The sequence below is a fragment of the Allobosea sp. P4_H5 genome, assembly GCF_056400825.1.
Map to the genome: position 1 here is coordinate 276451 of NZ_JBFUKM010000004.1, position 25725 is coordinate 302175.

General features: G+C 66.9%; 27 protein-coding genes. 14 read left to right on the forward strand and 13 right to left on the reverse strand.

Annotated features, from left to right (window positions below; genetic code table 11):
• The first annotated feature begins 17 nt into the window (after positions 1-17).
• The 4 genes from AC1DS0_RS10440 (at position 18) to AC1DS0_RS10455 (ending at position 4871) form a co-directional block, all read left to right on the forward strand.
• Entirely contained in the window at positions 18-1217 is a 1200-nt protein-coding gene (locus tag AC1DS0_RS10440; RefSeq protein WP_476814274.1) for an MFS transporter, read from the forward strand.
• A gap of 82 nt (positions 1218-1299) precedes the next feature.
• The gene (locus tag AC1DS0_RS10445; RefSeq protein ID WP_476814275.1) at positions 1300-2238 is read left to right on the forward strand and encodes an NUDIX hydrolase; all 939 of its coding nucleotides are present in this window, start codon (positions 1300-1302) and stop codon (positions 2236-2238) included.
• 60 nt (positions 2239-2298) lie between these two features.
• A complete protein-coding gene (nadA, locus tag AC1DS0_RS10450; RefSeq protein ID WP_476814276.1) occupies positions 2299-3282 on the forward strand; it encodes a quinolinate synthase NadA in 984 nt (327 codons plus the stop codon).
• Entirely contained in the window at positions 3279-4871 is a 1593-nt protein-coding gene (locus AC1DS0_RS10455; protein WP_476814277.1) for an L-aspartate oxidase, read from the forward strand. Before nadA ends, AC1DS0_RS10455 begins: the two co-directional genes overlap by 4 nt.
• A gap of 12 nt (positions 4872-4883) precedes the next feature.
• On the opposite strand, the gene AC1DS0_RS10460 is transcribed toward AC1DS0_RS10455, so the two are convergent.
• Both AC1DS0_RS10460 and AC1DS0_RS10465 read right to left on the reverse strand, forming a co-directional pair.
• Positions 4884-6008, reverse strand: coding sequence for a zinc-dependent alcohol dehydrogenase family protein (locus AC1DS0_RS10460; RefSeq protein WP_476814278.1), 1125 nt, complete (start codon positions 6006-6008; stop codon positions 4884-4886).
• Positions 6009-6080: 72 nt separating this feature from the next.
• Positions 6081-7043 (reverse strand): LysR family transcriptional regulator, encoded by a 963-nt coding sequence (locus AC1DS0_RS10465; RefSeq protein WP_476814279.1) that lies wholly within the window; start codon positions 7041-7043, stop codon positions 6081-6083.
• Between the two features lie 189 nt (positions 7044-7232).
• Here AC1DS0_RS10465 and AC1DS0_RS10470 point away from each other — a divergent pair, with 189 nt between their 5' ends.
• Complete coding sequence (locus AC1DS0_RS10470) at positions 7233-8219, forward strand: MBL fold metallo-hydrolase (RefSeq protein WP_476814280.1); 987 nt, start codon at positions 7233-7235, stop codon at positions 8217-8219.
• Here AC1DS0_RS10470 and AC1DS0_RS10475 read toward each other — a convergent pair.
• The gene (locus AC1DS0_RS10475) at positions 8186-8623 is read right to left on the reverse strand and encodes a winged helix-turn-helix transcriptional regulator (protein ID WP_476814281.1); all 438 of its coding nucleotides are present in this window, start codon (positions 8621-8623) and stop codon (positions 8186-8188) included. The two genes, AC1DS0_RS10470 and AC1DS0_RS10475, sit on opposite strands and share 34 nt — an antisense overlap.
• Before the next feature lie 89 nt (positions 8624-8712).
• On the opposite strand from AC1DS0_RS10475, the gene AC1DS0_RS10480 reads away from it, so the two are divergent.
• Positions 8713-9702 carry an NADPH:quinone reductase gene (locus AC1DS0_RS10480; protein WP_476814282.1) on the forward strand — a complete coding sequence of 330 codons (990 nt, stop codon included), beginning with the start codon at positions 8713-8715 and terminating at the stop codon, positions 9700-9702.
• 76 nt (positions 9703-9778) lie between these two features.
• Here the strand turns inward: AC1DS0_RS10480 and AC1DS0_RS10485 are convergent, their stop codons facing one another.
• The 7 genes from AC1DS0_RS10485 to AC1DS0_RS10515 all read right to left on the reverse strand — a co-directional run bounded on the left by AC1DS0_RS10485 (position 9779) and on the right by AC1DS0_RS10515 (position 16375).
• Positions 9779-10516: an ABC transporter ATP-binding protein gene (locus tag AC1DS0_RS10485; protein WP_476814283.1), complete on the reverse strand. Its 738-nt coding sequence runs from the start codon at positions 10514-10516 to the stop codon at positions 9779-9781.
• 11 nt (positions 10517-10527) lie between these two features.
• Positions 10528-11271 (reverse strand): ABC transporter ATP-binding protein, encoded by a 744-nt coding sequence (locus tag AC1DS0_RS10490; protein WP_476814284.1) that lies wholly within the window; start codon positions 11269-11271, stop codon positions 10528-10530.
• Positions 11268-12281: a branched-chain amino acid ABC transporter permease gene (locus tag AC1DS0_RS10495; RefSeq protein WP_476814285.1), complete on the reverse strand. Its 1014-nt coding sequence runs from the start codon at positions 12279-12281 to the stop codon at positions 11268-11270. The genes AC1DS0_RS10490 and AC1DS0_RS10495 overlap by 4 nt, the downstream gene beginning before the upstream one ends.
• A complete protein-coding gene (locus tag AC1DS0_RS10500; RefSeq protein WP_476814286.1) occupies positions 12278-13156 on the reverse strand; it encodes a branched-chain amino acid ABC transporter permease in 879 nt (292 codons plus the stop codon). The genes AC1DS0_RS10495 and AC1DS0_RS10500 overlap by 4 nt, the downstream gene beginning before the upstream one ends.
• A gap of 110 nt (positions 13157-13266) precedes the next feature.
• Positions 13267-14403 (reverse strand): ABC transporter substrate-binding protein, encoded by a 1137-nt coding sequence (locus AC1DS0_RS10505; RefSeq protein ID WP_476814287.1) that lies wholly within the window; start codon positions 14401-14403, stop codon positions 13267-13269.
• 64 nt (positions 14404-14467) lie between these two features.
• Entirely contained in the window at positions 14468-15343 is an 876-nt protein-coding gene (locus AC1DS0_RS10510; protein ID WP_476814288.1) for a shikimate dehydrogenase, read from the reverse strand.
• A 117-nt stretch (positions 15344-15460) separates the two neighbouring features.
• Positions 15461-16375, reverse strand: a complete 915-nt coding sequence (locus AC1DS0_RS10515; protein ID WP_476814289.1) for a LysR family transcriptional regulator — start codon at positions 16373-16375, stop codon at positions 15461-15463.
• Positions 16376-16527: 152 nt separating this feature from the next.
• Between AC1DS0_RS10515 and AC1DS0_RS10520 the strand changes: the two genes are divergently transcribed.
• Both AC1DS0_RS10520 and AC1DS0_RS10525 read left to right on the forward strand, forming a co-directional pair.
• On the forward strand, positions 16528-16983 hold the full coding sequence (locus AC1DS0_RS10520; RefSeq protein ID WP_476814290.1) for a hypothetical protein: 456 nt from the start codon (positions 16528-16530) through the stop codon (positions 16981-16983).
• A 10-nt stretch (positions 16984-16993) separates the two neighbouring features.
• Positions 16994-18226, forward strand: coding sequence for an HlyD family secretion protein (locus AC1DS0_RS10525; protein ID WP_476814291.1), 1233 nt, complete (start codon positions 16994-16996; stop codon positions 18224-18226).
• A gap of 24 nt (positions 18227-18250) precedes the next feature.
• On the opposite strand, the gene AC1DS0_RS10530 is transcribed toward AC1DS0_RS10525, so the two are convergent.
• The gene (locus AC1DS0_RS10530; protein WP_476814292.1) at positions 18251-18937 is read right to left on the reverse strand and encodes a GntR family transcriptional regulator; all 687 of its coding nucleotides are present in this window, start codon (positions 18935-18937) and stop codon (positions 18251-18253) included.
• Between the two features lie 243 nt (positions 18938-19180).
• Here AC1DS0_RS10530 and AC1DS0_RS10535 point away from each other — a divergent pair, with 243 nt between their 5' ends.
• From AC1DS0_RS10535 to AC1DS0_RS10560, 6 genes are all read left to right on the forward strand, one after another.
• Positions 19181-20215, forward strand: a complete 1035-nt coding sequence (locus tag AC1DS0_RS10535; protein WP_476814293.1) for a 4-hydroxythreonine-4-phosphate dehydrogenase PdxA — start codon at positions 19181-19183, stop codon at positions 20213-20215.
• Between the two features lie 61 nt (positions 20216-20276).
• Positions 20277-21272 carry a Bug family tripartite tricarboxylate transporter substrate binding protein gene (locus AC1DS0_RS10540; RefSeq protein WP_476814294.1) on the forward strand — a complete coding sequence of 332 codons (996 nt, stop codon included), beginning with the start codon at positions 20277-20279 and terminating at the stop codon, positions 21270-21272.
• Between the two features lie 158 nt (positions 21273-21430).
• Positions 21431-21919 (forward strand): tripartite tricarboxylate transporter TctB family protein, encoded by a 489-nt coding sequence (locus tag AC1DS0_RS10545; RefSeq protein WP_476814295.1) that lies wholly within the window; start codon positions 21431-21433, stop codon positions 21917-21919.
• Positions 21920-21941: 22 nt separating this feature from the next.
• Positions 21942-23459: a tripartite tricarboxylate transporter permease gene (locus AC1DS0_RS10550; RefSeq protein ID WP_476814296.1), complete on the forward strand. Its 1518-nt coding sequence runs from the start codon at positions 21942-21944 to the stop codon at positions 23457-23459.
• Positions 23460-23534: 75 nt separating this feature from the next.
• On the forward strand, positions 23535-24068 hold the full coding sequence (locus AC1DS0_RS10555) for an O-acetyl-ADP-ribose deacetylase (RefSeq protein WP_476814297.1): 534 nt from the start codon (positions 23535-23537) through the stop codon (positions 24066-24068).
• A gap of 40 nt (positions 24069-24108) precedes the next feature.
• Positions 24109-25026, forward strand: coding sequence for a dihydrodipicolinate synthase family protein (locus tag AC1DS0_RS10560; protein ID WP_476814298.1), 918 nt, complete (start codon positions 24109-24111; stop codon positions 25024-25026).
• A gap of 44 nt (positions 25027-25070) precedes the next feature.
• On the opposite strand, the gene AC1DS0_RS10565 is transcribed toward AC1DS0_RS10560, so the two are convergent.
• Together AC1DS0_RS10565 and AC1DS0_RS10570 are read right to left on the reverse strand one after the other, a co-directional pair.
• Positions 25071-25205 (reverse strand): hypothetical protein, encoded by a 135-nt coding sequence (locus tag AC1DS0_RS10565; RefSeq protein WP_257791809.1) that lies wholly within the window; start codon positions 25203-25205, stop codon positions 25071-25073.
• Between the two features lie 69 nt (positions 25206-25274).
• Positions 25275-25628, reverse strand: coding sequence for a VOC family protein (locus AC1DS0_RS10570; protein ID WP_476814299.1), 354 nt, complete (start codon positions 25626-25628; stop codon positions 25275-25277).
• Between the last annotated feature and the right edge of the window lie 97 nt (positions 25629-25725).

Here is a 25725-nt window from a genome sequence, read left to right on the forward strand (position 1 = left end):
TCGGCCATTCTGTCAAAATGACGAATGAAAATCAAACCGCTGCCAATCTGCCTCGCATCCCCGCCGCGGCCTATGCGCTCTGCCTGTGCATCGGACTGGTCGGCGCGAATTCGCTCGCGCTGGGGCCGATCGCGCCCAGCGTGGCGGAGAGCTTTGCCAGCGGCGTGCCTGCGGTGATGACGGCCTCGGCCGCCTTCGGCATCGGCACGGCGGCGAGCGCTCTGCTGCTCGCCGGGCTGATCGACCGCTTCGGCGCGGGCCGGGTGCTACGCTATGCGTTGCTCGCTTTCCTCGCCGCGCTCGCAGCGAGCGGAGCGGCTCCCGTCCTGCCGGCTTTCGTCGGCGCGCAATTGCTGGCGGGGATCGCAGCCGGCCTCGCATTGCCATCGATCTACACGCTCGCCGCGCTGGCGGCGCCTGCCGGCCGCGAGAGTGACACCCTCGGTGTCGTCCTGTTCGGCTGGACGCTCAGCATGGTCGCTGGCGTCTCGCTCTCGGCGGTGATCGCCGATTTCCTGGGCTGGCGCATGGTCTACGCCATCGTCGTTGTCGCCGGGCTCGCCGCCATGGCGGGGACCACCAGGCTGACCGCCGGCGGCAACCCGACCGGGCGCGCCGCGCCGTCGCCGCTTTCGGCCCTGCGTGTCCCAGGCATCGCGCCGCTGCTGCTCGCCTGCGCCGCATTCATGGCTTCGTTCTATGGCGTCTACGCCTATGTCGGCGACCATCTGCACCGCGGGCTCGGCCTGCCGGTCAGCGCCAGTGGCCTGCTGGCGCTCTGCTATGGCCTCGGCTTCGGCGCGACGACTTTTCTCGACCGCTGGATCGACCGCCTCGGCCCAGCTCGCCTGCTGCCGCTATTCTTCACGCTGGTCGGTGCTGTCTATCTGGCGATGACGGTGGCCTCAGTCTCCTATCCCACGCTGCTCGCGGTCGTCTTCTGCTGGGGCATGGCCAATCACGCGGCGCTGAACGTGCTGATCCTCCGGCTGGCTTCGCTCGATCCCGGCCGCCGCGGTGCGATCATGGGCCTCAACAGCGGCGTGACCTATCTCGCGCTCTTCGCCGGGACGACGGGCTTCGGGCCGCTCTATGCGAGTGCCGGCTTCTCGGCGCTTGCGGGGCTCGCGGTTGCGCTGATGCTGGTGGCGGCCCTTGCCGCGATCCTCGCTCCCCGCAGCGGGCCGGAAACGAGCCCGGCGCCCCAGGGGCATTGATAGCACCACGTCGACCCCGCGGGAGTGGGCGTGCGCGCACGCCATGACAATGGCATAAGGGCTCCCGAAACAGGGGAATCGGGTGCCCGAAACGACGATTGCCAGCCCGGCTGGCGCCATCACGGTCGATCTGATCGCCGTTCTCGTCGCGGTCGTGAACGGCTCCCCGTCGGTCCTGACCGTCCAGAGCGGCGACGCCTTGCCGTCCGGGCCTTTCGAGGACGCGCACCGTTCCATGCAGACGGGGCTGCGCATCTGGGTCGAGGAACAGACGCATCACCCTCTCGGCTATGTCGAGCAGCTCTACACCTTCGCGGATCGCGACCGGGGCGCGGCGGGCACCTCCCAGCGCGGGATCTCGATCAGCTATCTCGGCCTGACGCGCGAGGCGCGGGGCGAGGTCGGCTGGCGCAACTGGTACGACTATTTCCCCTGGGAGGACCACCGCGACGGCCCGCCCGCCGTCATCGCCGAGCATCTCCTGCCGCGATTGCGTGATTGGGCAAAGGCCGGCGGCACCGCGCTGCTGTCGGAGGAACGCTGGCGTCGCTGCGCATTCGCGTTCGGGCTCGATGGGGCGGTCTGGAACGAGGAGCTCGTCCTGCAGCGCTACGAGCTGCTCTATGAGGCGGCCCTGGTGCCGGAGCGGGTGAGAGACCCCGGCGAGCCGTCCGGTACGGCACGCATCCCGGGCAAAGCGATGACCGGCGATCATCGCCGCATCCTGGCGACGGGCATCGCCCGGCTGCGGGCGAAGATCAAATATCGGCCGGTCGTCTTCGAGCTGATGCAGCCGTCCTTCACGCTGCTTCAGATCCAGCGCGCCGTCGAAGCCTTGGCCGGCCGGCTCGTGCACAAGCAGAATTTCCGCAGGCTGATCGAGCAGCAGGAGCTGGTCGAGGAGACCGGCGTCACCACGTCCGACACCGGCGGACGGCCCGCGAAGCTCTTTCGCTTCCGCCATGCCGTCCTGGCCGAACGGGCGGCCGGCGGCACCAAGTTGCCACTGATGAGGGCTTGACAGACCTTATACTCAGAGTAAGCATATGCTGGATTTATGCTCACATGGAGTATAAGAAGAATGGTCACATTTTCCACCGCTCGGGCACGAACCGAGGACCTCTACGAACGCGTGCGCCGGGTGATCCCCGCCGCCGAATGGCCGGTCTTCGCCGGGGATGTCGAGGCGATTCTCGAGCTCAAGCGTAAGCGCAACGCCGTCATCCTGGCGCATAACTACCAGACGCCGGAGATCTTCCATTGCGTCGCGGATATCGTCGGCGACAGCCTTGCTTTGGCGCGCAAGGCGATGACGGTCGATGCCGATGTGATCGTGCTGGCCGGCGTCCACTTCATGGCCGAGACCGCCAAGCTGCTCAATCCGGACAAGACCGTGCTGATCCCGGATCTTGAGGCCGGCTGCTCGCTGGCGGATTCGATCACGGCGGCGGATGTCCGATTGATGCGGGCGCGCTATCCGGGCGTGCCGATCGTCACCTATGTCAACACCTCGGCCGCGGTGAAGGCGGAGTCCGACATCTGCTGCACCTCGGGCAACGCCAAGGCAGTGGTCGAATCCCTCGGCTGCGATCGCGTCATCATGTTGCCGGACGAATATCTCGCCCGCAATGTCGCGGCCGAGACCAGGGTCGAGATCATCGCCTGGAAGGGCCATTGCGAGGTGCACGAGCGCTTCACGGCGGGCGACATCGCAGAATTGCGGGAGGCTCATCCGGGAGTCGTCGTCCTAGCGCATCCGGAATGCCCGCCGGATGTCGTCGCCGTTTCCGATTTCGCCGGCTCGACCGCGGCGATGGCGGACTATGTCGCGGCCAATAAGCCGGCGCGCGTCGTGCTGATGACGGAATGCTCGATGAGCGACAATGTCGCCGTCCTGCATCCCGATGTCGACTTCATCCGCCCCTGCAATCTCTGCCCGCACATGAAGCGGATCACGCTCCCGAACATCCGCCGGGCGCTGGAGGAGATGCGCCATGCGGTGACGCTCGATCCGGCGACGGCGGAAGGCGCGCGACGGGCTGTCGAGCGCATGCTGGCGGTATGATGCCTGAGATCCAGCGCCTGAATGGCAGGCCGGTGATCATCGGCGCCGGCTTGGCCGGGCTGATGACCGCGCTGCATCTGGCGCCCGAGCCGGTCCTGCTGCTCTCCGCGGCCAGCCTTGGCACGCAGTCGTCGAGCGGCTGGGCGCAGGGCGGCCTGGCGGCGAGCCTCGGCACTGACGACAGTCCGAATCTGCATCTCGCCGACACGCTCGCCACCGGCGATGGGCTCTGCGCCCCCGACATTGCCGAGCGGGTGACGAGGGCCGCTCCGGCTGCGATCGAGGCGCTGATGCGCCACGGCGCCGTGTTCGACCGGGCGCCGGACGGGACATTGCGGCTTGGGCTGGAAGCTGCGCATCAGCGCCGTCGTATCGTTCACGCCGCCGGCGACGGCACCGGTCGCGAGCTGATCCGGGCGCTGGTCGAGGCGGCGCGGCGGACGCCGTCGATCACGATCCTCGAAGGCGTCACGGCGCAGGCCCTGCTGCTCGCCGATGGCGAGGTAGCCGGCGTGCTGGCTCGCGATGGCACTGGCCGCGCGGTCGTATTCGAGACGAGCCGCGTGGTCATCGCTACCGGCGGAGTGGGCGGTCTCTTTCCGCACAGTTCAAACCCGCTGACATCCTGCGGGCAGGGGCTGGCGCTGGCGGCGCGGGCAGGGGCGATGCTGGCCGACATGGAGTTCGTCCAGTTTCACCCGACAGTCCTCGACGGCCCGGTGCGGCCGATGCCGCTGATCAGCGAGGCGGTGCGCGGCGAGGGCGCGACGCTGATCGACGAAAGCGGCGCGCGCTTCATGGCGGACGCCCCCGGCGCTGAGCTCGCCCCGCGTGACGTCGTCGCGCGCCGGGTCTGGGCGCATCTGCAGGCCGGCCATCGCGTCTTTCTCGATGGTCGCTCGGCACTCGGAGCAAACTTCCCGAGGCGTTTCCCGACGATCGCCGCCGCCTGCCGGGCCGCGGGAACCGACCCGGCGACGCAACCGATCCCGGTCCGGCCGGCTGCGCATTATCACATGGGCGGCATCGCCGTGGACGGCGAGGGGCGTTCCTCTGTCGCCGGACTCTGGGTCTGCGGCGAGGCCGCCTGCACCGGGCTGCACGGCGCCAACCGGCTCGCCAGCAACTCTCTGACTGAAGCCGTCGTTTGCGCCGCTTGGGTTGCACAAAGTCTCAGCGGCGTGCCGGCAAGGCCAGAACGCCGCGCGAACGAGCTGGCGATGGCTCCGATGCCACTAGCGGATGCCATGCCGGTACGCGCCATTCTGGGCGATGCGCTCGGCGTTCTGCGCGATCGGGTCGGGCTCGAAATCGGGGTTCGCCATCTGTTGCCGCTCGCAGCCGGCCCGACGGCTGCGGCCGACCCGGCGCTCGTCGGCCTGATGATGGCGATCGCGGCGCTGCGACGCGAAGACAGCGTCGGAGCGCACTACCGCACGGACTTCCCGCAAGCCCCCGCGACGCGCCGGCGGTCAGTTCTCTCGCTCGACGAAGCCCTCGAGCAGGCCCACAGCATCACTGCTTCACCGCCACGGCCGGTCGAGATGCCGCGCGAACGCTCGTTGGAGGCTGCGCTTGGCTCCAGTTGAGGCGGCCAGCCCTCACATCTGGATGACGTGCCGGATCGTCCGGCCTTCGTTCAGGGCGTCGAAGCCTTCATTGATGCCTTCGAGCGGGCTCGAGCTCGTCCAGAGCTTGTCGACCGGCAGCCGGCCGCGTTGGTACAGGTCGATGAAGCGGGGAATGTCGCGCACCGGGATGCAGGAGCCGACATAGGAGCCCTTCAGCGTCCGCTCCTCGCCGACGAGCCTGACCGGCGCCAATGACATCGTGTGGGCGGGATTGGCGAGGCCTGCCGTCGTCGTCGTGCCGCCGCGCCGCGTGATCTGGTAGGCGAGCTCCAGCGCCTTCACCGAGCCGGCCATTTCGAGCCCGTGGTCGACGCCACCCTTCGTGGCGGCGCGGATCGCCTCGACCACATCGGGCGCGCCGGCATTGAAGGTGTCGGTCGCGCCGAGCTCGCGGGCGATCCTGAGCTTCTCGTCGGAGAGGTCGACGGCGATGACGCGCGAGGCGCCGCAGGCGACGGCACCGAGCAGGGCCGAGAGGCCGACGCCGCCGAGTCCGACGACGGCTGCCGTTTCGCCGGCGCGGACCTTGGCGGTGTTCACGGCGGCACCGACACCGGTCAGCACGGCGCAGCCGAACAGTGCCGCGATCTCATGCGGGATGTCGGCCTCGATCTTCACAAGGGAATAGCGCGACATCACCGTGTGCTCGGCGAAGGCGGAGACGCCGACATGGTGGTGCACCGGCTTGCCGTTCTGCGAGAGCCGGCGCCCGCCAGCCATCAGTTCGCCCACGCCGTTCGCAGCGTTGCCAGGCTCGCACAAAGCAGGCCTCCCTTCGCTGCATGGCGCGCAATGGCCGCAGGAGGGCACGAAGACCATGATGACGCGGTCACCCCTCTTGAGATCGGTGACGCCGGGGCCGACCTCCTCGACCTCGCCGGCCGCCTCATGGCCGAGCACCATCGGCACCGGACGCGGCCGGTTGCCGTCGATCACCGAGAGGTCGGAATGGCACAGGCCCGCAGCCCGGACCCTGACGAGCACCTCGCCCATTGCCGGCGGCGCGAGCTCGACCTCCTCGATCCGGAGCGGCTTTGACTGCGCATAAGGCGCGGTGACGGGGCTGGCGTGCAGCACGGCGGCGCGGGTCTTCAAGGCGTATCCTCGTGAGCTGATCTGCGGGCAGTGTTCGGCCCGCTGCGCCGCCTGTCAAAGACGAAATCCCGATCAGCCGTATAAGGCGGGCGGATCGGTCTCGTCGCCGAGCGTCGCGGTCCAGCGCTCGTCGGCGACGAGGCCGCGCAGGATCTCCCAGGAGAGCTGGCCGATGGCGCGGGCAGCGGCCGTCATCGGCCGCTCGGTCGAATAAGCGAGGTAGACCTTGCGATAGAGCGAGGGTTCTTCCAGCGGCCAGGTGTGGAAGGTGCCGGCCTTCTCCTGCGCCCTGACCGCCATGCGCGGCAGGATGCCATAGCCGAGGCCGCGCTCGGCCAGGCGCTTGATCTGCGCATAGGATTCGATCTCGACCGCGGCATGGACGGTGGCATTGATGCCCGCCGCAGCCTCGTCGATCTGATCGCGCAGGCCATGGCCCGGCCCGGGCAGGATCAGGTCGAGCCCGGCCGCCTCGGTCAACGTCACCGCCTGTCCTGGCGCGGTCTTCAGCGCCGTCAGTGCCGGCACGCCGAACAGGCAGAGCTCCTCGGTCAGGATATGGTGGATGCCGAGCCCCTTCAGGTCCGAGGTCGAGTAGATCACCGCAAGGTCGACCTCGCCCTTGCGCAGCCAGTCGAGCACGAAGCCGCTCATCGCCTCGGCGATGCGGATGCGCACATCCGGAAAGCGCTCCTGCGTCGCCTCGATCAAGGGCACGCTGAACTGCTCGCTGACCGTACCGGGCAGGCCGATACGGACCTCGCCGGCCGGGGCCGCCTGCTCGCCGCGGACGCTGTCGCGCAGTTCGGCGAACTCGGCGAGGATGATGCGGGCCTTGGCGAGCAGGCGCTCGCCCGCCTCGGTCGGTTGCACGCCGCGCGTGCCGCGATGCAGCAGGGCGACGCCGAGCTCGTCCTCCATATGGCGCAGATGCTGGCTCAGCGCTGGCTGCGCCACCCGGAGCTTGAGCGCCGCCTTGGAGAATGAGCCCTGTTCGACGATGGCCGTGAAATAGCGCAACTGGCGCAGATCCATCGTCGTACCGTTCCCCTTCATTGGCTCGCGAGCGCGAGCTTTCGCTTATGCAGACTAGAGCGAAGCCTTATTGGCCGTCCACTCCGCAGGCGTGCATCCTTTCCTTCCGGCAAGGCCTGACGCAACGCAAGGCCGCCCGGCGAAGAAGACGGCGCCCGACGCCGCTCCCTTTCCACCCGGAGGAACGCCATGTCGAACCTGCTCATCCCGTCCACCAGCCGCCGCGGTTTCCTGTCCGGTGCGGCCGCGCTCGCCGCCGGAGCGGCTCTGCCTGGCGGTGCCTTTGCCAAGGCCCCGCTCGCGAACAGCCAGGTGCCCTATTACTATCGCTTCGCGCTTGGCCAGGCCGAGGTCACAGTGGTGTCCGATGGGCCGCTGCCGCTCGGCGATCCCGGCTCCAGCTTCCTCGGTTTGCCGAAGGAGCAGGTCTACGGCCTGCTCGAGACGAATTTCCTGGCCAAGGACAATGTGGTGCTCGAGCAGAACATCCCGATCGTCAATTTCGGCGATCGGCTGGTGATGTTCGATACCGGCATGGGCTTCTCCAAGGCCTTCGGCCCGACGACCGGACGATTGCTCAAGAGCATGCAGGAAGCTGGCATCGACCCGGCCTCGATCGACGCGATCGTCTGCAGCCATGCCCATATCGACCATACCGGCGGCATCTGCTCGGCCGAGGGCAAGCCCCATTTCCCCAATGCGCAGATCTATATCAGCCAGGTCGACCATGATTACTGGCTGGACGATGCCCGGCTCGGCTCGCCGTTCAAGGCCTTCGGCGACCACGCTCGCGCCAATTTGAGGCCGGTGCGCGATCGCATCGTCTTCTTCAAGGACGGCCAGGAGTTCCTGCCGGGGATTACCGCGATCTCGGCGCCGGGCCATAGCCCCGGCCACACCATCTTCAACGTCTCCTCGGGCGGCAAGTCGTTCACCTTCCTCGGCGATCTCACCCACCACCCGGTGCTGCTGACCGAGAACCCGCGCGTCGAGTTCGCCTATGACTGGGACCCGAAGATGTCGGTGCAGTCGCGGGTGAAGCTGCTCACCATGCTGGCCGAGCAGAAGACGCCGGTGATGTCCTATCACTTCGCCTGGCCGGGCTTCGGCAACCTCGCCAAGGCCGGCGACGGCTTCCGCTACTATCCCGCTGCGATGCAGATGCTGCGCGGCTGAGCTGACCCTCCCCCAGGCTCAGTCTCTGCAGCGTCCATGCGCGCCTGGAAGCTCTGGCCCCAGGCGCGCATGGCGAGCAGCACCGGCTCCAGCGATTGCCCGAACTCGGTCAATTCGTATTCCACCTTGGGCGGCACTTCCGGATAGACGATCCGGCGCACCACGCCGTCCGCTTCCAGCTCGCGCAATTGCAGGGTGATCATCCGCGGTGTCGCCCGTGGCGTCAGCCGGCACAGCGCATTGAAGCGCAATTTGCCGCGCAGGAGCTGGAACAGCAGCACCGGCTTCCAGACACCGCCGATCACCGACAAGGTCGCCTCGACACCGCAGCCCGTGCGGGCCGCCGGCTCGCGGCGCGGTCGTGTTCCTGTGGCGTGAATGGGCTCAACGACACTTACATCCATGATAGTACATGTTCTCTTTGTACGTACTTGTGCCAGATGAGCTATGACGACACTTGCCTGCTTCCGCAACCACGCAAGGAAGCACGGCAGTGAAGGCAGCATGGTATCAGCGCAAGGGACCGGCGAACGAGGTCCTTGAAGTCGGCGAGCAGCCAAACCCCAAGCCGGGGCCGGGTGAGCTGTTGATCAGGGTCCGCGCCAGCGGCATCAACCCATCCGACTGGAAGGGACGCGCCGGCTGGCTCGGCCGCGACCAGATGCCGTTCCCGCTCATCATCCCGCACCAGGACGGTGCCGGTGAGGTCGTCGCCGCCGGCTCGCCCGAGCTGGAGAGCCGCATCGGCGAGCGGGTCTGGTTCTATGAAGCCTCGCTCGGCCGGTCCTTCGGCGGCGCGGCCGAGTATGTCGCGCTGCCGGCGCGTCAGGTTCAGCCGCTTCCGGCCGGTGTCTCTTTCGATGAGGGTGCTGCTCTCGGCGTGCCGGCGATGACGGCGCATCGCTGCGTCCTCGCCGATGGTCCGGTCGCCGGCAAGGTCGTGCTCGTCACCGGCGGCGCCGGCGCGGTCGGCCGCTACGCCATCCAGTTCGCCAAGCAAAGCGGCGCACGGGTGATCGCGACCGTCAGCCGCGAGGAGCAGGCCCGCTCGGCGAAGGCGGCGGGCGCCGATCTCGTGCTCAATCGCCACAATGACGATCTCGCGGCGCGCATTCGCGAGTTCACCGGTAAGGAGCGTGGCGTCGACCGCGTCGTCGAGGTCGCCTTCGGCGCTAATCTCGACCTGACCATGCAGGTGCTGGCGCCACGCGGCGTGATCGCGACCTATTCATCCGATGCGGTTGCCGAGCCCGTTCTGCCCTATTGGCCGCTGCTCCAGCTCGATGCCGCGATCCGCTTCGTGCTGGTCTATGTCATGGATGCGGCCGCGCATGATGAGGCCGCGGTTGCGATCGGGGAGGGGCTGCGAGGCGGCTGGCTCAGCCACGAGATCGCTGCGCGCTTCCCGCTCGACGAGATCGCGCAGGCGCATGAGCTGCTCGAAAGCGGCCGCGCGGTCGGCAAGGTCGTGGTCACCAGCTAGTCGATCAGCAGCGGGCGTGACGGCCGTCTCGCCCGCTGTTCGGAAAAGCCAGGTCAGAGCTGGTGACGCGGTGCCCTCAGGCCGCTTCCGTCATCGCTCCGCCGAGGAAGAGTTGGGCGACGCGGGGGTCGGCGAGAATGTCTGCTGCCGGGCCCTGCATGCGAGTCTGACCGAGCTCCAGCACTAGGCCTTCGTCGGAGATTTCCAGCGCCGAGCGGGCGTTCTGCTCGATCATCAGGATGGTGACGCCCTTGGCGCGCAGCTCCTTCAGGATGTCGAAGGTCTCCTGCACCAGCATCGGCGAGAGCCCGATCGAGGGCTCGTCGATCAGCACCAGCTTGGGATCGAGCAGCAGGCCGCGCACGATCTCGAGCTGCTTCTGTTGGCCGCCGGAGAGGGTCGAGGCTTGCACGTCGGCTTTCGCTCGTAGCGACGGGAAGCGGTCGAGGGCCGCTTCGATCCGCTTGGGCATGTCGGTGATCTGGCTGCCGGCCGCGACTGCACCGAGCTCGATATTGTGGCGCACCGAGAGCTCGGGGAAGATGTTGCGGCCCTGCGGCACATAGCAGATGCCGGCCTCCAGCAGCTTGCGCTGGTTCCAGTTGGTGATCTCCTGGCCTTCCAGCCGGATATGGCCCTCGCGCACCTTGAGCAGGCCGAAGATCGCCTTGAACACGGTCGACTTGCCGGCGCCGTTCGGGCCGATCACCGTGGTGATCGCGGCGCGCGGCACCTTGAAGCTCGTGCCGTTGAGGATGGTCATGGCGCCGTAGCCGCCGACCACGCCGTCGAGTTCGAGGATGGGGGTGGTCATGGCATCGCTCCTCAATGCCCGAGATACGCTTCGATGACCGCCGGATTGGCGCGGACCTCGGCCGGTGTGCCCTCGGCCAACACTTTGCCCTCGGCCAGCACGATGACGCGCGAGCACAGCGACATCACGAAATCCATGTTGTGCTCGATCACCACGAAGGTCGCGCCCTGCTCGGCATTGATGGCGCGCAGGCGGTCCTTGAGGTCGCCGAGCATGGTCAGGTTGACGCCGCCGGCCGGCTCGTCGAGCAGGACGAGGCGCGGGCCGGCCATGAAGGCCATGGCGGCGTCGAGCAGCTTCTGCTGGCCATAGGAGAGCCCGCCCGCCTTGGCATCGGCGAGATGGCCGAGCTTGAAGAAGCCGATCATCTGTTCGGCCTTCGCCGTCAGCCCGGCATCGCGCGCGCCGAAGAAGCGCGAGAGCATGGTGCCTTCATGCTCCTGGCCGGCAAGGATCAGGTTCTCGCGCACCGAGAGTTCGGGGAAGACCTGCAGCAGCTGGAAGGTGCGGCTGACGCCGAGCCGGTTGAGTTCGGAGGGGCGCATGTTGGTGACGTCGCGTCCGTCGAGCTTCACCGCGCCCTCGGTCGGCTCGAGCTGGCCGAGGATGCAGTTGAACAGGGTCGACTTGCCGCAGCCATTGGGGCCGATGATGCCGAGGATCTCGCCTTCATTGACCTTGAAGGAGACGCCGTTCACCGCCTTGATGCCGCCGAAGGCCTTGTGGAGGTTCGAGACTTCGAGGACCTGGTTCACCGCGCGCCCTCCTTCTTGCCCGTGAGCTTGGCCCAGCCGCGTTCGAGCAGGCCGCTCATGCCCTGCGGGCAGGCGATCAGCAGCAGCATGACGATCGCCGCGAAAATGATCAGGTAGAGCGAGCCGGCAAAGCGCAGCCATTCCGGCAGCACGACGCCGAGCAGCGCTCCGATGAACGGCCCGAGCAGGTAGCCGGCGCCGCCTGCGACCACCATCAGCAGCAGGAAGAAGCTCTGCGACAGCGAGAAGGGCGAGGGGTCGATGAACTCGACCAGCGGCGCATAGAGCGCGCCGGCGAAGCCCGCATAGGCGGAGCCGATCGCGAAGGCGAGCAACGTGTACATGCGGGTGTCGATGCCAAGGCTCGCGGCACGGATCGGGTTCTCACGCAGCGCCGTGAAGGCGCGGCCCCAGGGCGAGCGGATCATCCACCAGAGCACGACCGCGAGCAGGAAGGTCACCACGACGACGAAGCGGTGGAAGGCGAGTGCCCCATCGAGCTTGAGCCCGAAGAAGCTCGGCCGCGGGATGTTGGAGAGGCCGAAGACGCCGCCGGTCAGCCATTGCTCATTGCGCAGGACGAGCCAGATCAGCGTCGAGAAGGCGAGCGTCACGAAGGCGAGGTAATGCGCTTTCACACGCAGCGCCGGGAAGCCGAGCACGAGCCCGACCGCGAAGGTCAGCAGGCCGGAGACCGCGAAGGAGGCGTACCAGTTGAGCCCGACCTTGCTGGTGAGCAGCGCCGTCGCATAGGCGCCGATGCCCATGAAGGCGGCCTGCGCCAGCGACTTCAGGCCGGCATAGCCGAGCGTCAGGTTGAGCCCCATCACGGCGACGCTCATCACCAGCCAGAGCGAGAGCACATAGGTGCCGTAGCGGCCCATGCCTGATGGAGCGAACCAGAGGATCACCGCCGCGGCAACGAGCGTCAGCAGCGTGCCGTCGACGAAGCCGGGGAGGGGCAGGCGGCGCGTCGCCGGGGCGGCACTGTGAGTTGCGGGCGCAGTCATACCCGGCGCTCCTCTTTGCGGCCCATCAGGCCTTCCGGCTTGACGAGGATGACGACGACGAGCAGCACCAGCGGCACGGCGAGCCGGTAGGAGGTCGAGATATACGCCGCGGCCATGCTGTCGACGATGCCGACGATCAGCCCGCCGACGAGGGCGCCGCGGACCTGGTTGAAGCCGCCGACGATCGCCGCGATGAAGGCGAACAGGCCGATCACCTCGCCATTGGAGAACTTCGCCAGATAGATCGGCGAGATCAGCACCGAGGCGACGACGGCGAGGCCTGCGTTGATCACGAAGGTCAGCAGCACCATGCGCTCGACGGGGATGCCGAGGATGCGCGCCACCGTCGGGTTCTGCGCGGTCGCCTGCATCTGGCGGCCGAGCCGGGTGCCGCCGACGAACCATTGCAGCAGGCCGATCACGCCAAAGGCGACCGCGATGATCGCGACATGCTGCAGCGAGATCGCCGCGCCGAACACCGAGATCGTCTCGGTCGGCACGAAAGAGGGGAATTTCTGCGCCTCGGCCGAAAAGCCGTCCTTGGCGCCTTCCTTCATGATGATCGACAGCGCCATGGTGGCGATGGCGAGCGGCAGCACGCCGTGCCGGATCATCGGATCGACGATGGTCAGCTTGAAGCCGACGCCGAAGATCAGGATGAAGGCGGCGATGCCGATCAACGCTCCCAGCCAGATCGGGGCGCCGAACAGCTTGATCGCGAGCAGCACCAGCACCGCCGGCAGCATGACGAACTCGCCCTGGGCGAAGTTGATCGTCTGCGAAGTCTGCCAGACCAGCGTGAAGCCGATCGCGGCGAGGGCATAGATCGCGCCCGTGGCGATGCCGGCGATGAGATAGGCAAGGAATTCGGCCATGGCTTTGCTCGCTCGGTTCGTTGAGCGTCATGGTCGGGCTTGGCCCGACCATCTCTGGACGATGAGATTCTCGGGTCGGCGCGCTGCGCTGCCCGAGAATGACGTGCCTGTTACGGGTTGATCTTCGGCAGCGTCGCCGTGATCACCTGCTTGCCGTCCTTGACCTCGGCGAGGAAGCTCTCGCGGTCGAGGTCGCCGTTCTTCTCGATCATGGTCTCGATCAGGATGCCCGGCTCGTCCGAGGTCTTGATGGTCGCGCCGCGCAGCGTGTCGGCGACGCCCTTCTTGTCGAACTTCTTCTGCTTCTCGGTTGCCCATTTGACCATGTAGACGGCCATGTAGCCCTTCATGCCGTTATGGTCCGAGGCATAGTTGTACTTGGCCTGGAACTTCTTGCCGAACTCCTGGAAGGCCGGGATCGGCGCATCGATCGAGAGGCCGACATGGCCCTTGACGCCGTTGGCGGCATCGCCCGCGAGCTCGATCACCTTGGCGCCGAGCAGCGTGGTCTCGCCGACCATCGGCTTGGTGATGCCCTGCTGCTTGGCAGCGCGCAGGAAGCGGGCGCTCTCTTCCTCGTTCAGATAGACGAAGATCGCGTCGGCATTGGAGTTCTTGACCTTGATCGCATCGGCGGCGAAGTCGGCCTGGCCCTGCTCGGTGGCGACGTCGACGGCGAGCTTGATGCCGGCCTTCTCGAGCTCGGGGATGATCGCGTCGCGGCCGCCCTTGCCGAAGTCGTTGTTGACCCAGACGACGGCGACGGAGCCGGCCTTGACCGTGTCCTTCAGGTATTTGGCGATCTTCGGCATCGCCGCGGTCTGGCTGAGCGAAGTGCGGAACAGGTATTGGTTGCCCTGCTTGGTCAGGCCGGCCGCTTCGCCGCCGACGAGCTGGGCGATCTCGGCGCGCTGGGCGATCTGCATGGAGGCGCCGATCGGGCCGGAGAAGACTGGGCCGAGCACGGCATAGGTGCCCTCGTCGATGGCGCGCTGCACGGCGGCGCGGGTGTTGCCCGGATTGGTCTGGGTGTCGTAGTGGACGATCTCGATCTGCTTGCCGAGGATGCCGCCCTTGGCGTTGATGTCGGCGACGGCGAGGTCGATGCCGTTCTTCCAGTTGGTGCCGGCGGTCGCGCCCGCGCCCGAGAGCTCGACGACGTCGACCAGCTTGACCTTGTCCTGCGCCAGTGCCGGCAGGCTGACGGCCATGCCGAGCGCGGCAGCGATGATCCAGTGCTTCTTCATGTTCGTTTCCTCCACTTGTCTTAGGCTTCTTGATCCCCGCCCGGTGTTGTCCGGGTCGTCTTGCTCATGCGGCGTGCTCGGTCGTCTCGCCCGCCGCGGTCACGGAGTCGAAGGCGGCGCCGATCACCGCTTCCGACGCTTCCAGGCCGGTGAAGAGCCGGAAAGCATCGACCGCCTGGTGAATCGAGAGCTCGCGCCCGGTCATCACTGTTGCGCCGGCTTTTTGCGCCGCTTTCAGCAGCGGTGTCCAGAGCGGGTGATAGACTGCGTCCGCCACCCATTGCGAAGGCAGGATCGCTCCCGGTTCGATCGGGATGCCACGGTCCGGCAGCATGCCGATCGGGGTGCCGTTGACGATGCCGGCGGCGCCCTCGGCCGCCTCTTCGGCGCTGGCGGCGATCTCGACGCTCGCCCGCGTGCCGAGAAGCCCGGCCAGCGCTTCGGCTCGGCTGCGATCGACGTCGCAGAGCCGCAGGCGAGTGACGCCGCAGTCGGCGAGCGCGAAGGCGATCGCCTTGCCGACGCCGCCGGTGCCGATGATCGCGACCGGCTTGTCGCCATCCTGCCGGCCGAGCCGGCGATAGGCGGTGGCGAAGCCCGAGGCATCGGTGTTGTGGCCGATCAGGCGGCCATCGTCGACGACGATCGTGTTGACCGCGCCCATGGCGGCGGCCTGCTCGGACAATCCGTCGAGCAGCGGCACCACGGCTTCCTTGTAGGGATAGGTGACGTTGATGCCGGAGAAGCCGAGCTGGCGGATGCCGTCGAGCATGGCGGCGAGGTCCTCGCGTCCGGCGCCCGCGGCCTCGATCAGATGGTAATGCGCCTCGATCCCGGCCGCCCGCGCTGCGGCTTCCTGCGTCGTCGGCGTCGCCGAATGCGCGATCGGGAAGCCGATCAGCCCGAGCAGCACCCGCTTGCTCTTCCTAGCGATGACCATGGTCGGTATTCCATCCCCGTCACGGCCCGTCTCGGCGGGCTTGCGCATGAGCCTGCAGCTAAACCGATTTGCAGCCGTAACGCGATAACCAATTCGTCGCTGCTGCCTAACCTGATGTTATCTTTCGGCGGCGAGCCGCGGCGAAACGACCGCGTTCATCTCCTCGCGCAGCAATGTCACGAAAGTCTCGGCATAGAGCGAGAGCGCCTTGTCGTTCTTCATCGCGACATAGGTCTGGAAGCGGGTCGGTTCCTCGATCGGGATCGTGGCGATGCCCTGCATCGAGCCGTGCGCGACGGTGAACTGGTCGATGATGGCGATGCCGAGCCCGGCCCGCACCAGCGAGCAGACGGTGGTGCCGAACCGCGCCTTGATCGCCATCTCGTAATGGAGGCCCTGGCGCTGGAAGATTTCGCTCATGATCCGGCCATAGGGGTCGTTCGGGTCGATGCCGATCAGCTGGTGCTGGACGATCTCGCGGGCCGAGATGCTGCTGTAGCCGGCGAGCGGATGGTTCTGCGGCACGATGCAGAGCAGCTCGCCCATGGCGAGAGGCATGAAGTCGAGGCCGGGATGATCCAGCTTGTAGCTCATCGCCACGATCTCGCCCTTGCCGAGCAGGAGATAGTCGAGCGCTTCCTCGATCTTCAGGATGTTGATGTCGATGCGCAGGTCGGGATGCTTGCGCCTGAGGCGCTCGATGGTGCGCGGCACCATGACATGGCAGATGCTCGGCACCGAGCCGAGCTTGAACTCGACATCGCCGCCGCGCTCGATCCGCGCCAGCATCGAGTGCAGGTCGTCGACCTTGCGGTAGACGCCGTTGATCTGCTCGAAGATGTCCTTGGCCTCCGGCGTCGGCACATAGCGGCCCTGCCGGCGCTCGAACAGCTTGAGCCGGAGCGAGCGCTCGGTGTGCTTCATCAGCCGGCTGATGCCGGGGGCGGAGACGTTGAGCAGCTTCGCCGCACCGGCGATCGTGCCGGTGATCATGATCGCCCGGATCACCTCGATCTGGCGCAGGGTGAGCATGGCTGACCGTTCCTCGCCGGATTCTTCCCGCAAGCGGAGGTGAGGGCCGTCGGCCTGTCAAGACGCTATGCGTAGTCTGCCCGGGCTGATTGACTCTGGCGCGGTTTGATCGTCACCTGACCCTACGTCGTCAATCAGTCCGGGGGGATGATATGGCCGACCAGGTTCATCCGGCGGCACCGCCTCACCTGCCGGCGTTCATCACCGATCCGGGCGGCACGGATTATCTGTCGGTCGCCGCCGCGATCCTGTTGATTGGAGCGGTGCTCGGCGTCGGCCTGCTCTTCCTGCGCCTGCACACCTTGCCTGAACGCATCGCGCACAAGTCCCATAAGCTGCAGTTCGAGATCGTCGCCGTGCTCGGGCTGCTCGCCTTGTTCACGCATGTGCATCTGTTCTGGGTCATCGGCCTGCTGCTTGCCCTGATCGACGTCCCCGATTTCTCAGGCATGTTCAGCCGGATGGCCGGCGCGCTTGAGAAGATCGCCGGCATCGCGCCCGGCCGTGGCGGGGAGGCAGCGTCCGATGTGGAGCATGGGATCGTCCCTCCGGACGACAGACCAGCGCCTCCGCCGGTCGTAGCGGCCGCGCCGGCCGGCCAGCATTGAGGAGACGGCGATGCTCGAGCTCCTCGTCTGCGCCCTCTTCACCATCGCCCCGGACTACCTCTATCGCCGCTACGGCCAGGGCAGGCGGCTGGGCAAGGAGATCACGCTCTTTTCCGTCTGGTTCGAATTGCGCTGGGGCATCGTCACCTGCGTGATGCTGACGGTCGGGCTGATCACGGTGATCTTCTACAATCACCCCTCGACGACATCAGCGACCGTGTTTTTCCGCAGCGTCCCGATCATTCCGGAGATCAATGGCCGGGTTGCGCAGGTCCATGTCGGCGTCAGCGGCAAGGTCGCGCAGGGCGCGCCGATCTTCACGCTCGACAGCACCAGCCAGCGGGCGGCGGTCGAGACGGCGCGGCGCAAGCTCGCCGAGGTCGATGCCGCGCTCGTGGTCGCGAAAGCCGACATCCTCACCTTCGACGGCAAGATCCAGGAGGCGAAGAGCGCGCTGCAGCAGGCGCTCGACGAACTGCAGACCAAGCGCGAACTGAAGCGGCGCAACGACGACATCGTCGCGACCCGCGAGATCGAGCGGCTCGAGAACATCACGGCCGGGCGCGAGGCCGCGGTTGCCTCGACGACGGCATCGCAAGCGGCCGCCCAGACCAAGATCTCGACCTTGCTGCCGGCCGAGCGTGCCAGCGCCGAGGCCGCTTTGGCGCAGGCCGAGGTCGAACTCGCCAAGACAGTGGTGCGGGCCGGCTTCAACGGGCATGTCGAGCAGTTCACGCTGCGGCCCGGTGATATCGTCAACCCGTTCATGCGCCCGGCTGGCGCGATCATCCCGGAGGAGGCCGGCCGCGGGCGGCTGCAGGCCGGTTTCGGCCAGATCGAGGCGCAGGTGATGAAGGTCGGCATGGTCGCCGAGGTCACCTGCATCTCCAAGCCCTGGACGGTGATCCCGATGGTAGTGACCGGCGTGCAGGATTTCATCGCAGCCGGCCAGGTCCGTAGCGGCGAGCAGTTGATCGACGCCCAGCAGGTCGTGCGGCCGGGAACGATCCTGACCTATATGGAGCCGCTCTATCCGGGCGGGCTCGACGGGGTGACACCGGGGTCGAGCTGCATCGCCAATGCTTACAGCAACAACCACGACATCATCGCCGCCAAGGATACCGGAACGCTCCGGCGCATCGCCTTGCACGCGGTCGACGCGACCGGCGTGGTGCACGCCATGCTGCTGCGCATCCAGGCGCTGGTCCTGCCGATCAAGACGCTGGTCTTCAGCGGGCATTGAGCGGGGTCGCGCCGGCCCCGCTCGTCACAGCACGTCGCGTACGCGCACCAGCGTCGAATCCATGTGCTTGCCGATCACGGCGGCGAGCGCTTCGCCGTCGCGCTTCAGCAGCGCCACGATCATCTCCTCGTGCTCGGCCACGGCGCCGGCCCATTTCTCCGGGCCCTCATTGCCGATGAAGCGCAGGCGCTTGATCCTGGCCTGCAGGGTGCCGTGCATCTCGACCAGCACGTCGTTGCCGGAGGCGGCGACGATGGCGCTGTGGATCGCCTGGTTGAGCTTGAAATAGTCGAGCCGGTTGCGGGTCCGATAAAGCTCCATCATCTCGTCATGCAGCGCCTTGATCGCGGCGATGGTCTCGTCGCTTGCTTGTGCGCAGGTCATCCGGCCGCCGAGCTGTTCCAGTGTCTTCAGCACTTCGAGGATCTGCAGCAGGTCGTGCGCCGAGAATTTGCGGACGATCGCGCCCTTGGCCGGCTGGATCTCGACCAGCCCCTCGCTCGCCAAGGTCTTGATGGCTTCCCGGAGGGGCGTGCGCGAGACGCCGAGCTGGGCCCCGACGGCGCCTTCGTTGATGCGTTGCCCGGGGCCGAGCCTGCCCTCGATGATCATGTCGCGCAGCCGTTCGAGCACCTCTTCGTGCAAGGTGCGGCGGGTGATGCGCGGATAGGTATCCTGCGCCTCGCTCGACATGCCGGCCTCGTTCGTCATCGCGGCTCTCCTTTGTCTTTCTGTACGGCATGGCGCTTCCGCGCTGTCAACGAGACGGTTCGGCTGCGAGGGCAGCCGCCCGACCGGGTGCGGTCTGGCCTGTGGACAGGCGAGGTGGCTGCCGGACTCGCGGTAGAGTAGTGCAGGAATGTTATGCTGCATACAGCATACTTGCGCTCGCGGCGGCCCCCGTGATAGGCCGGAGGCCAAGCAGCCGGCGGTGGCCGGCCTCGGGAGGACGAGATGGATATCAAGGCGCAGGCTTCCTTGCCGGTGATCGCGGTCGCGATGGGCGATCCCTCCGGCATCAGCCCCGAACTCACCGCCCGCATCCTGGCTGAGCCCGATCTGAGCAAGGCCGCCCGCTATATCGTTTTCGGCGACTATCGCCTGTTCCAGCTCGGCGCCGCCGATGCCGGCCTCACGCCTGATCTTCGCGTCATCGGCGAGGGCGATGCCCTGCCGGCCGACGCCGGCAAGCCGGTCTTCGTCGATCTCAAGAACCATGATCCGGCCGATCTCCAGCGCGGCAAGGCGACGCTCGCCGGCGGCAAGGCCGCGACCGACAATTTCCGCCGCGCGCTGCGTCTCGCCGCGTCCGGCAAGGCCGATGCGGTGTTCTTCACCCCCTTCAACAAGGCGGCGATGCGCTTCGCCTATCCCGGCTATGACGACGAGATCCGCTTCGTGCGCGACGCGATCGAGTTCGAGGGGCCGGCCAGCGAGTTCAACGTGCTGGACAAGCTCTGGAACGCCCGCGTCACCTCGCATATCCCGCTGTCCGAGGTCGCCCAGAACATCACCCAGGAACGCATCCTGCGGGCGCTCGACCTCGCCGAGAAGAACCTGCGCGCCGCCGGCTTCAATCCGCCGCGCATCGCGGTGGCCGGCATCAACCCGCATGCCGGCGACGGCGGCAATTTCGGCCGCGACGAGATCGAGACGATCGAGCCGGCGGTGAAGACGGCCAAGGCCAAGGGCTATGTGGTCGAGGGGCCGTTCCCGTCCGACACCGTCTTCCTGCGCGCCAGGAACGGCGATTTCGATGCCGTGTTGACCATGTATCACGACCAGGGCCAGATCGCGATGAAGCTGATGGGCTTCGACCGCGGTGTCACCCTGATCGGCGGCTTCCCGTTCCCGATCTGCACGCCGGCCCATGGCACGGCCTATGAGATCGCCGGCAAGGGTATCGCCAATCTCGGCGCCACCCGCGCGGCATTGTCGCTCGCGATCAAGATGGCGAGCGAGGGCAAGGCGGCGCGCAAGGCCGCCTGATCCATCGCCCAGCGGCCGTAAAGAGCCGCTCCGTTTCAACGACTATTCAGGGAGAGACAGCATGAAACGTTTCTGTATCGCGGCCGGCGTCGCCCTCGCTTCCGTCATCGCGGCGGTGGCCCCGGCGGCAGCCTGGCAGCCGACCAAGCCGATCGAGTTCGTGGTGACCTCGGGCCCCGGCGGCGGCACCGACAATTTCGCCCGCATCGTCCAGTCGATCATCACCAAGCACAAGCTGGTCGAGCAGCCGATCGTCGTGCTCAACAAGGGCGGCGGCAGCGGCGCCGAGGGCTATATCTACGGCAAGGGCGGCAAGGGCGACGCCCACAAGGTCGTCTTCGGCACCAACAACGCCTATCTGCTGCCCTATGTCGCCAAGCTCGGCTACAAGCTCTCCGACCTGACGCCGGTCTCGGCACTGGCGCTCGACGAGTTCCTGATCTGGGTCAAGGGCGATGCGCCCTATGCCGACGCCAAGGCCTATGTCGAGGCGGCCAAGGCCAAGCCCGGCAGCCTGAAGATGGCCGGCAGCCAGTCCAAGGACACCGACCAGACGCTGACCGCGATGATCCAGGAGGCGACCGGCGCCAAGTGGATCTACGTACCCTTCCAGGGTGGCGGCGCGGCTGCGACGCAGCTCGCCGGCGGCCATGTCGATTCCAACACCAACAACCCCAACGAGAACATCGGCCAGTGGAAGGCCGGCCAGGTGAAGCCGCTCTGCGTCTTCTCGCCGGTTCGCCTCGCCAAGAGCGACCCGGTCCATGACGGCAAGGGCTGGGGCGACATCCCGACCTGCAAGGAGGCCGGCTTGCCGCTCGAATCCTTCCAGATGCCGCGCACCGTCTGGCTGCCGGCCGAGGTCCCGGCCGACGCCGTCGCCTTCTATGCCGACGTGATGGAGAAGGTCAGCAAGACCCCGGAATGGGCCGAGTTCATCGCCCGTACCGCGCAGACCGCCCGCTTCATGAAGGGTAAGGAACTCACCGACTTCGTCGCCAAGGACGAGGCCGCCAACGCCAAGGTCTTCAAGAGCGAGGGCTGGGTCGTCAACTGATCTCGCCAATCTCCGGTCATCCCGGACAAGCCGCGAAGCGGCGCCGATCCGGGATCCATTCCTGAACCGTTCCGGAATGGGTCCCGGGTCTACGCTTCGCTCCGCCCGGGACGACCGTTCTGGATCTGGAAACACCTGTAAATCGAGGAGGAGCGCCGATGATCAGCCGTTTCCAGGCCGAGATCGCGACAGCGCTGGCGACGCTCGCCTTCGGCCTCATCATCGTCAACGGCGCCCGCGAATTCGGTCTCGGCTGGGATTCATCCGGCCCGCAGCCCGGCGCCTTCCCGTTCTATTGCGGCCTGCTGATCGCGCTCGCCAGCGCGGGCACGATCGTGACGACGATCGGCCGGCGCATGGGCGGCTCGGCTGCGCTCGCCGGGACCTTCCTCGACAAGGAGCAGGGCAAGCGCGTGCTCTCCTTCTTCCTGCCGATGCTCGCCTTCGTCGTGCTGAGCGTCACGCTGGGCATGTATGTCGCGATGCTGCTCTATCTCGTTTTCGCGATGCGCTTCCAGGGCCGCTATGGCTGGCTGCCTTCGCTCGCGACGGCCTTCGGCACCGCCGCCTTCTTCTATCTCGGCCTCGAGAAATTCGCCCAGGTCGGCCTGCTCAAAGGGCCGGTCGAAGCGATGCTCGGCCTCTGAACCAGCGAGCCGGACGGTTTCCATGGAAAACTTCGCCTCGCTCCTCCACGGCTTCCAGGTCGCGCTGACGACCCATCATATCATGCTGATGATGGCCGGCGTGCTGCTCGGCATCCTCGTCGGCGTGCTGCCGGGCCTGGGCGCGCCGAACGGCGTCTCGCTGATGCTGCCGCTGACCTTCACCATGGATCCGGTCTCGGCGATCATCCTGTTGACCTCGCTCTATTGGGGGGCGCTCTTTGGAGGCTCGACCACCTCGATCCTGTTCAATATTCCCGGCGAACCCTCTTCGGTAGCCACCACCTTCGATGGCCACCCGATGGCCAAGCAGGGCAGGGCGACCGAAGCGCTCTCCTTCGCCTTCCTCTCGGCCGGCATCGGCGCCATGGCCGGCGTCATCCTGATCACGCTGCTCTCGGGCTGGGTCGCGCGCTTTGCGCTGAAATTCTCCTCGCCGGAGTATTTCGCCGTTTATTTCATGACCTTCGCCAGCTTCGTCGGCCTCGGCGGCGCCTCGCCGCTGAAGACGATCGTCTCGATGGCGATGGGCTTCGCCTTCGCCTCGATCGGCATGGACTCGGTCTCCGGCAATGTCCGCCTGACCTATGAGTTCGACGTGCTGCTCGCCGGCGTCAGCTTCCTGATCGCGGTGATTGGCCTGTTCGGCCTCGGCGAGCTCCTGCAGACCATGGAGGAGGGGCTGCGCTTCGATGGAGTCAAGGCCAAGGTCAGCCCCCGCGACGTGCTCGCCACTGCTCTGAAGCTGCCGCGCTACTGGCTGGCGCTGCTGCGCTCCAGCATCATCGGCATCTGGATGGGCATCACCCCGGGTGGCCCGACCGCGGCCTCCTTCATGAGCTACGCCATGGCCAAGCGCTCCTCGCGCAATCCGGAGAAGTTCGGCAAGGGCGAGCCCGAGGGCGTGATCTCGCCCGAGACGGCCGACCATGCCGCCGGTTCCGCTGCCATGCTGCCGATGCTGGCGCTCGGCATTCCCGGTTCCGCGACCGCGGCGGTGATGATGGGCGGGCTGATGATCTGGGGCCTCAACCCCGGCCCGATGCTCTTCGTCGAGCGGCCCGACTTCGTCTGGGGCCTGATCGCCTCGATGTATCTCGGCAACGTCGTCGCGGTCATTGTCGTACTAGCAACCGTCCCGCTCTTCGCCTCGATCCTGCGCATCCCGTTCTCGATCATCGGCCCGGTGATCGTCGTGGTCTGCTTCATCGGCGCCTATACCGTCGGCAACAAGGAGTTCGACATCTGGCTGGCGCTCGCCTTCGGCATCGTCGGCTATCTCTTCAAGAAGCTCGACTATCCGATCGCGCCCCTGGTGCTGGCCATGGTCATCGGCGACAAGGCCGAGGACGCCTTCCGCCAGTCGATGATCTTCAGCCAGGGCTCGCTCTCGATCTTCTGGTCGAACGCCCTGGTGGCGAGCCTGATGGCGATCGGCCTCGCGCTCCTGCTCTTCCCGCTCATCGGCTCGACAAGGCGCGGTATCCGCAAGCTCGTGACCGCGCGGGCGGCCAAGGCCTGAACCAGACGCACTGCCGGAGCCCGGATGCCGACGCTATGGTGACCCGTCCAGAACCGAGCCAAGGGCGGATCGCCGATGACGGATGCAAGGCTGCGCGCCATCCAGGCCGACATCACGACGCTTCCCCTCGACGCGATCGTCAACGCTGCGAACAACGCGTTGCTGGGCGGTGGTGGCGTCGACGGCGCGATCCATCGTGCGGCGGGGCCGGAACTCCTGCAGGAATGCCGCAGGCTGGGCGGCTGCCAGACCGGCGATGCCAAGCTGACGAAGGGCTATCGCCTGCCGGCGCGCTTCGTCATCCACACGGTTGGGCCAGTCTGGCAGGGCGGCGGCCAGAGCGAGGCGGAACTGCTCGCCTCCTGCTATCGCCGCTCTCTGGCGGTCGCGGCTGCAGCAGGCGCGCGCAGCATCGCGTTTCCGAGCATCAGCACCGGCGTCTACAGCTTTCCGATCGCAGCCGCCGCGAAGATCGCCGTGGCGACGGTGGCCGCGATACAGAAGGCCAAGCCCGGCTTCGACGAGGTCATCTTCTGCTGCTTCTCGCCCGAGGATCTGGCGATCTACCGACACGAACTCGCCGAGGCCGGCCATCCGCAGGCGCAGTAGCTCCCACCCTCTTCCAGCCACGAACAGCCGAGGCCAAGCCATGAGCGAACCCTACAAGGGCATCATCCCGATCGCGCCGACGATCTTCCACGAGAACGGCGATCTCGACCATGACGGCAATCGCCGGGTCATGGACCTGATGGTCGACCAGGGCGTCGACGGCATCTGCATCCTCGCCAATTTCTCCGAGCAGTTCCTCCTGACCGACGCCGAGCGCGACGAGGTCATGCGGCTCTCGATCGAGCAGGTCGCGGGCCGGGTACCGGTCTGCGTCACCACCTCGCATTTCTCGACCCGCATCGCGGCGCAGCGCGCCAAGGCGGCGGCTGACGCCGGCGCCAAGATGCTGATGATGATGCCGCCCTATCACGGCGCGCTGCTCAAGGCCGACGAGCAGGGCATGATCGAGCACTTCAAGATCGTGGCCGACGCCTGTGGCATCCCGATCATCCTGCAGGACGCGCCGCTCTCGGGCGTGACCATGACCGTGCCTTTCATGATCAGGCTCAACAAGGAGGTGCCGCTCGTCCGCTACTTCAAGATCGAGGTGCCGGGCACGGCGGGCAAGCTGCGCTCGCTGATCGAGGCGGGCGGCGACGCCATCGTCGGCCCGTTCGACGGCGAGGAGGCGATCACGCTGATGGCCGATCTGGATGCCGGCGCCACCGGCACGATGACCTCGGCGATGATCCCCGACCTGATCAAGCCGATCCTCGCGGCTCATGCGGCAGGCGATCGCAAGCAGGCGGCGGCGCTCTATGCCCGCGTTCTGCCGATCATCAACTACGAGAACCGCCAATGCGGTCTGCGCTCGGCCAAGGCGGTGATGAAGGAAGGCGGCGTGATCAAGTCGGACGCCGTGCGCCACCCGCTGACGCCGCTGCATCCGCAGACGCGCGAAGGTCTGCTCGAGCTCGCGCGCGAACTCGATCCGCTCGCCTTGCGCTGGGGCAAATAGCCCAGCTGCTCTTGCTGCCCGCCGTCAAAAGCGGGCAGCGACCGTCAATAGGCGCCGATGCCGCCGGATGGCGGCGGCAGGTTGCCTCTGCGGTCTTTGGTGATGAACTCCGGCGTCACCAGAAGCATCCGGGACAGCCAGGAAGAGTAGGCGGACAGCAACTCTATGACGGCACGCATAAGACGCCTCCACGATTGCGGAGGCGATCCTAGCACGAAAACCGGCTGTTTGCCGGCGAATTCTGTGGTTCAGGTCTTGCTCCAGACCGCGAGCTCGTAGCCATCCGGGTCGGCGAAGTGGAAGCGCCGGCCGCCGGGGAAATCGAAGGCCGGCTTGACGATCCGGCCGCCCGCAGCCTCGATGCCCTTCTGCACGATGGAGAGGTCGTCGGCGTAGAGGATCACAAGCGGGCCACCGGGCTTCACTGTGCCGATGGTGGTGAAGCCGCCCTCCAGCCGGCCGTCGGCGAAGGCGCAGTATTCCGGGCCGTAGTCGGTCATCGTCCAGCCGAAGGCCTTCTCGTAGAAGGCGCGGGCGCGCGGGATGTCGGCGACGACGAATTCGACATAGTCGATACGGCGGTCGTTGCTCGCTGCGGTCATGGCCTGGTTCCTTGCAATCGGCGGTTTCGGTCTCCTATGGCGCATGGACGCGGCCAGCCCGTGGCAGCAGCGGAGGCGTATCTCCATGCAATCCTGT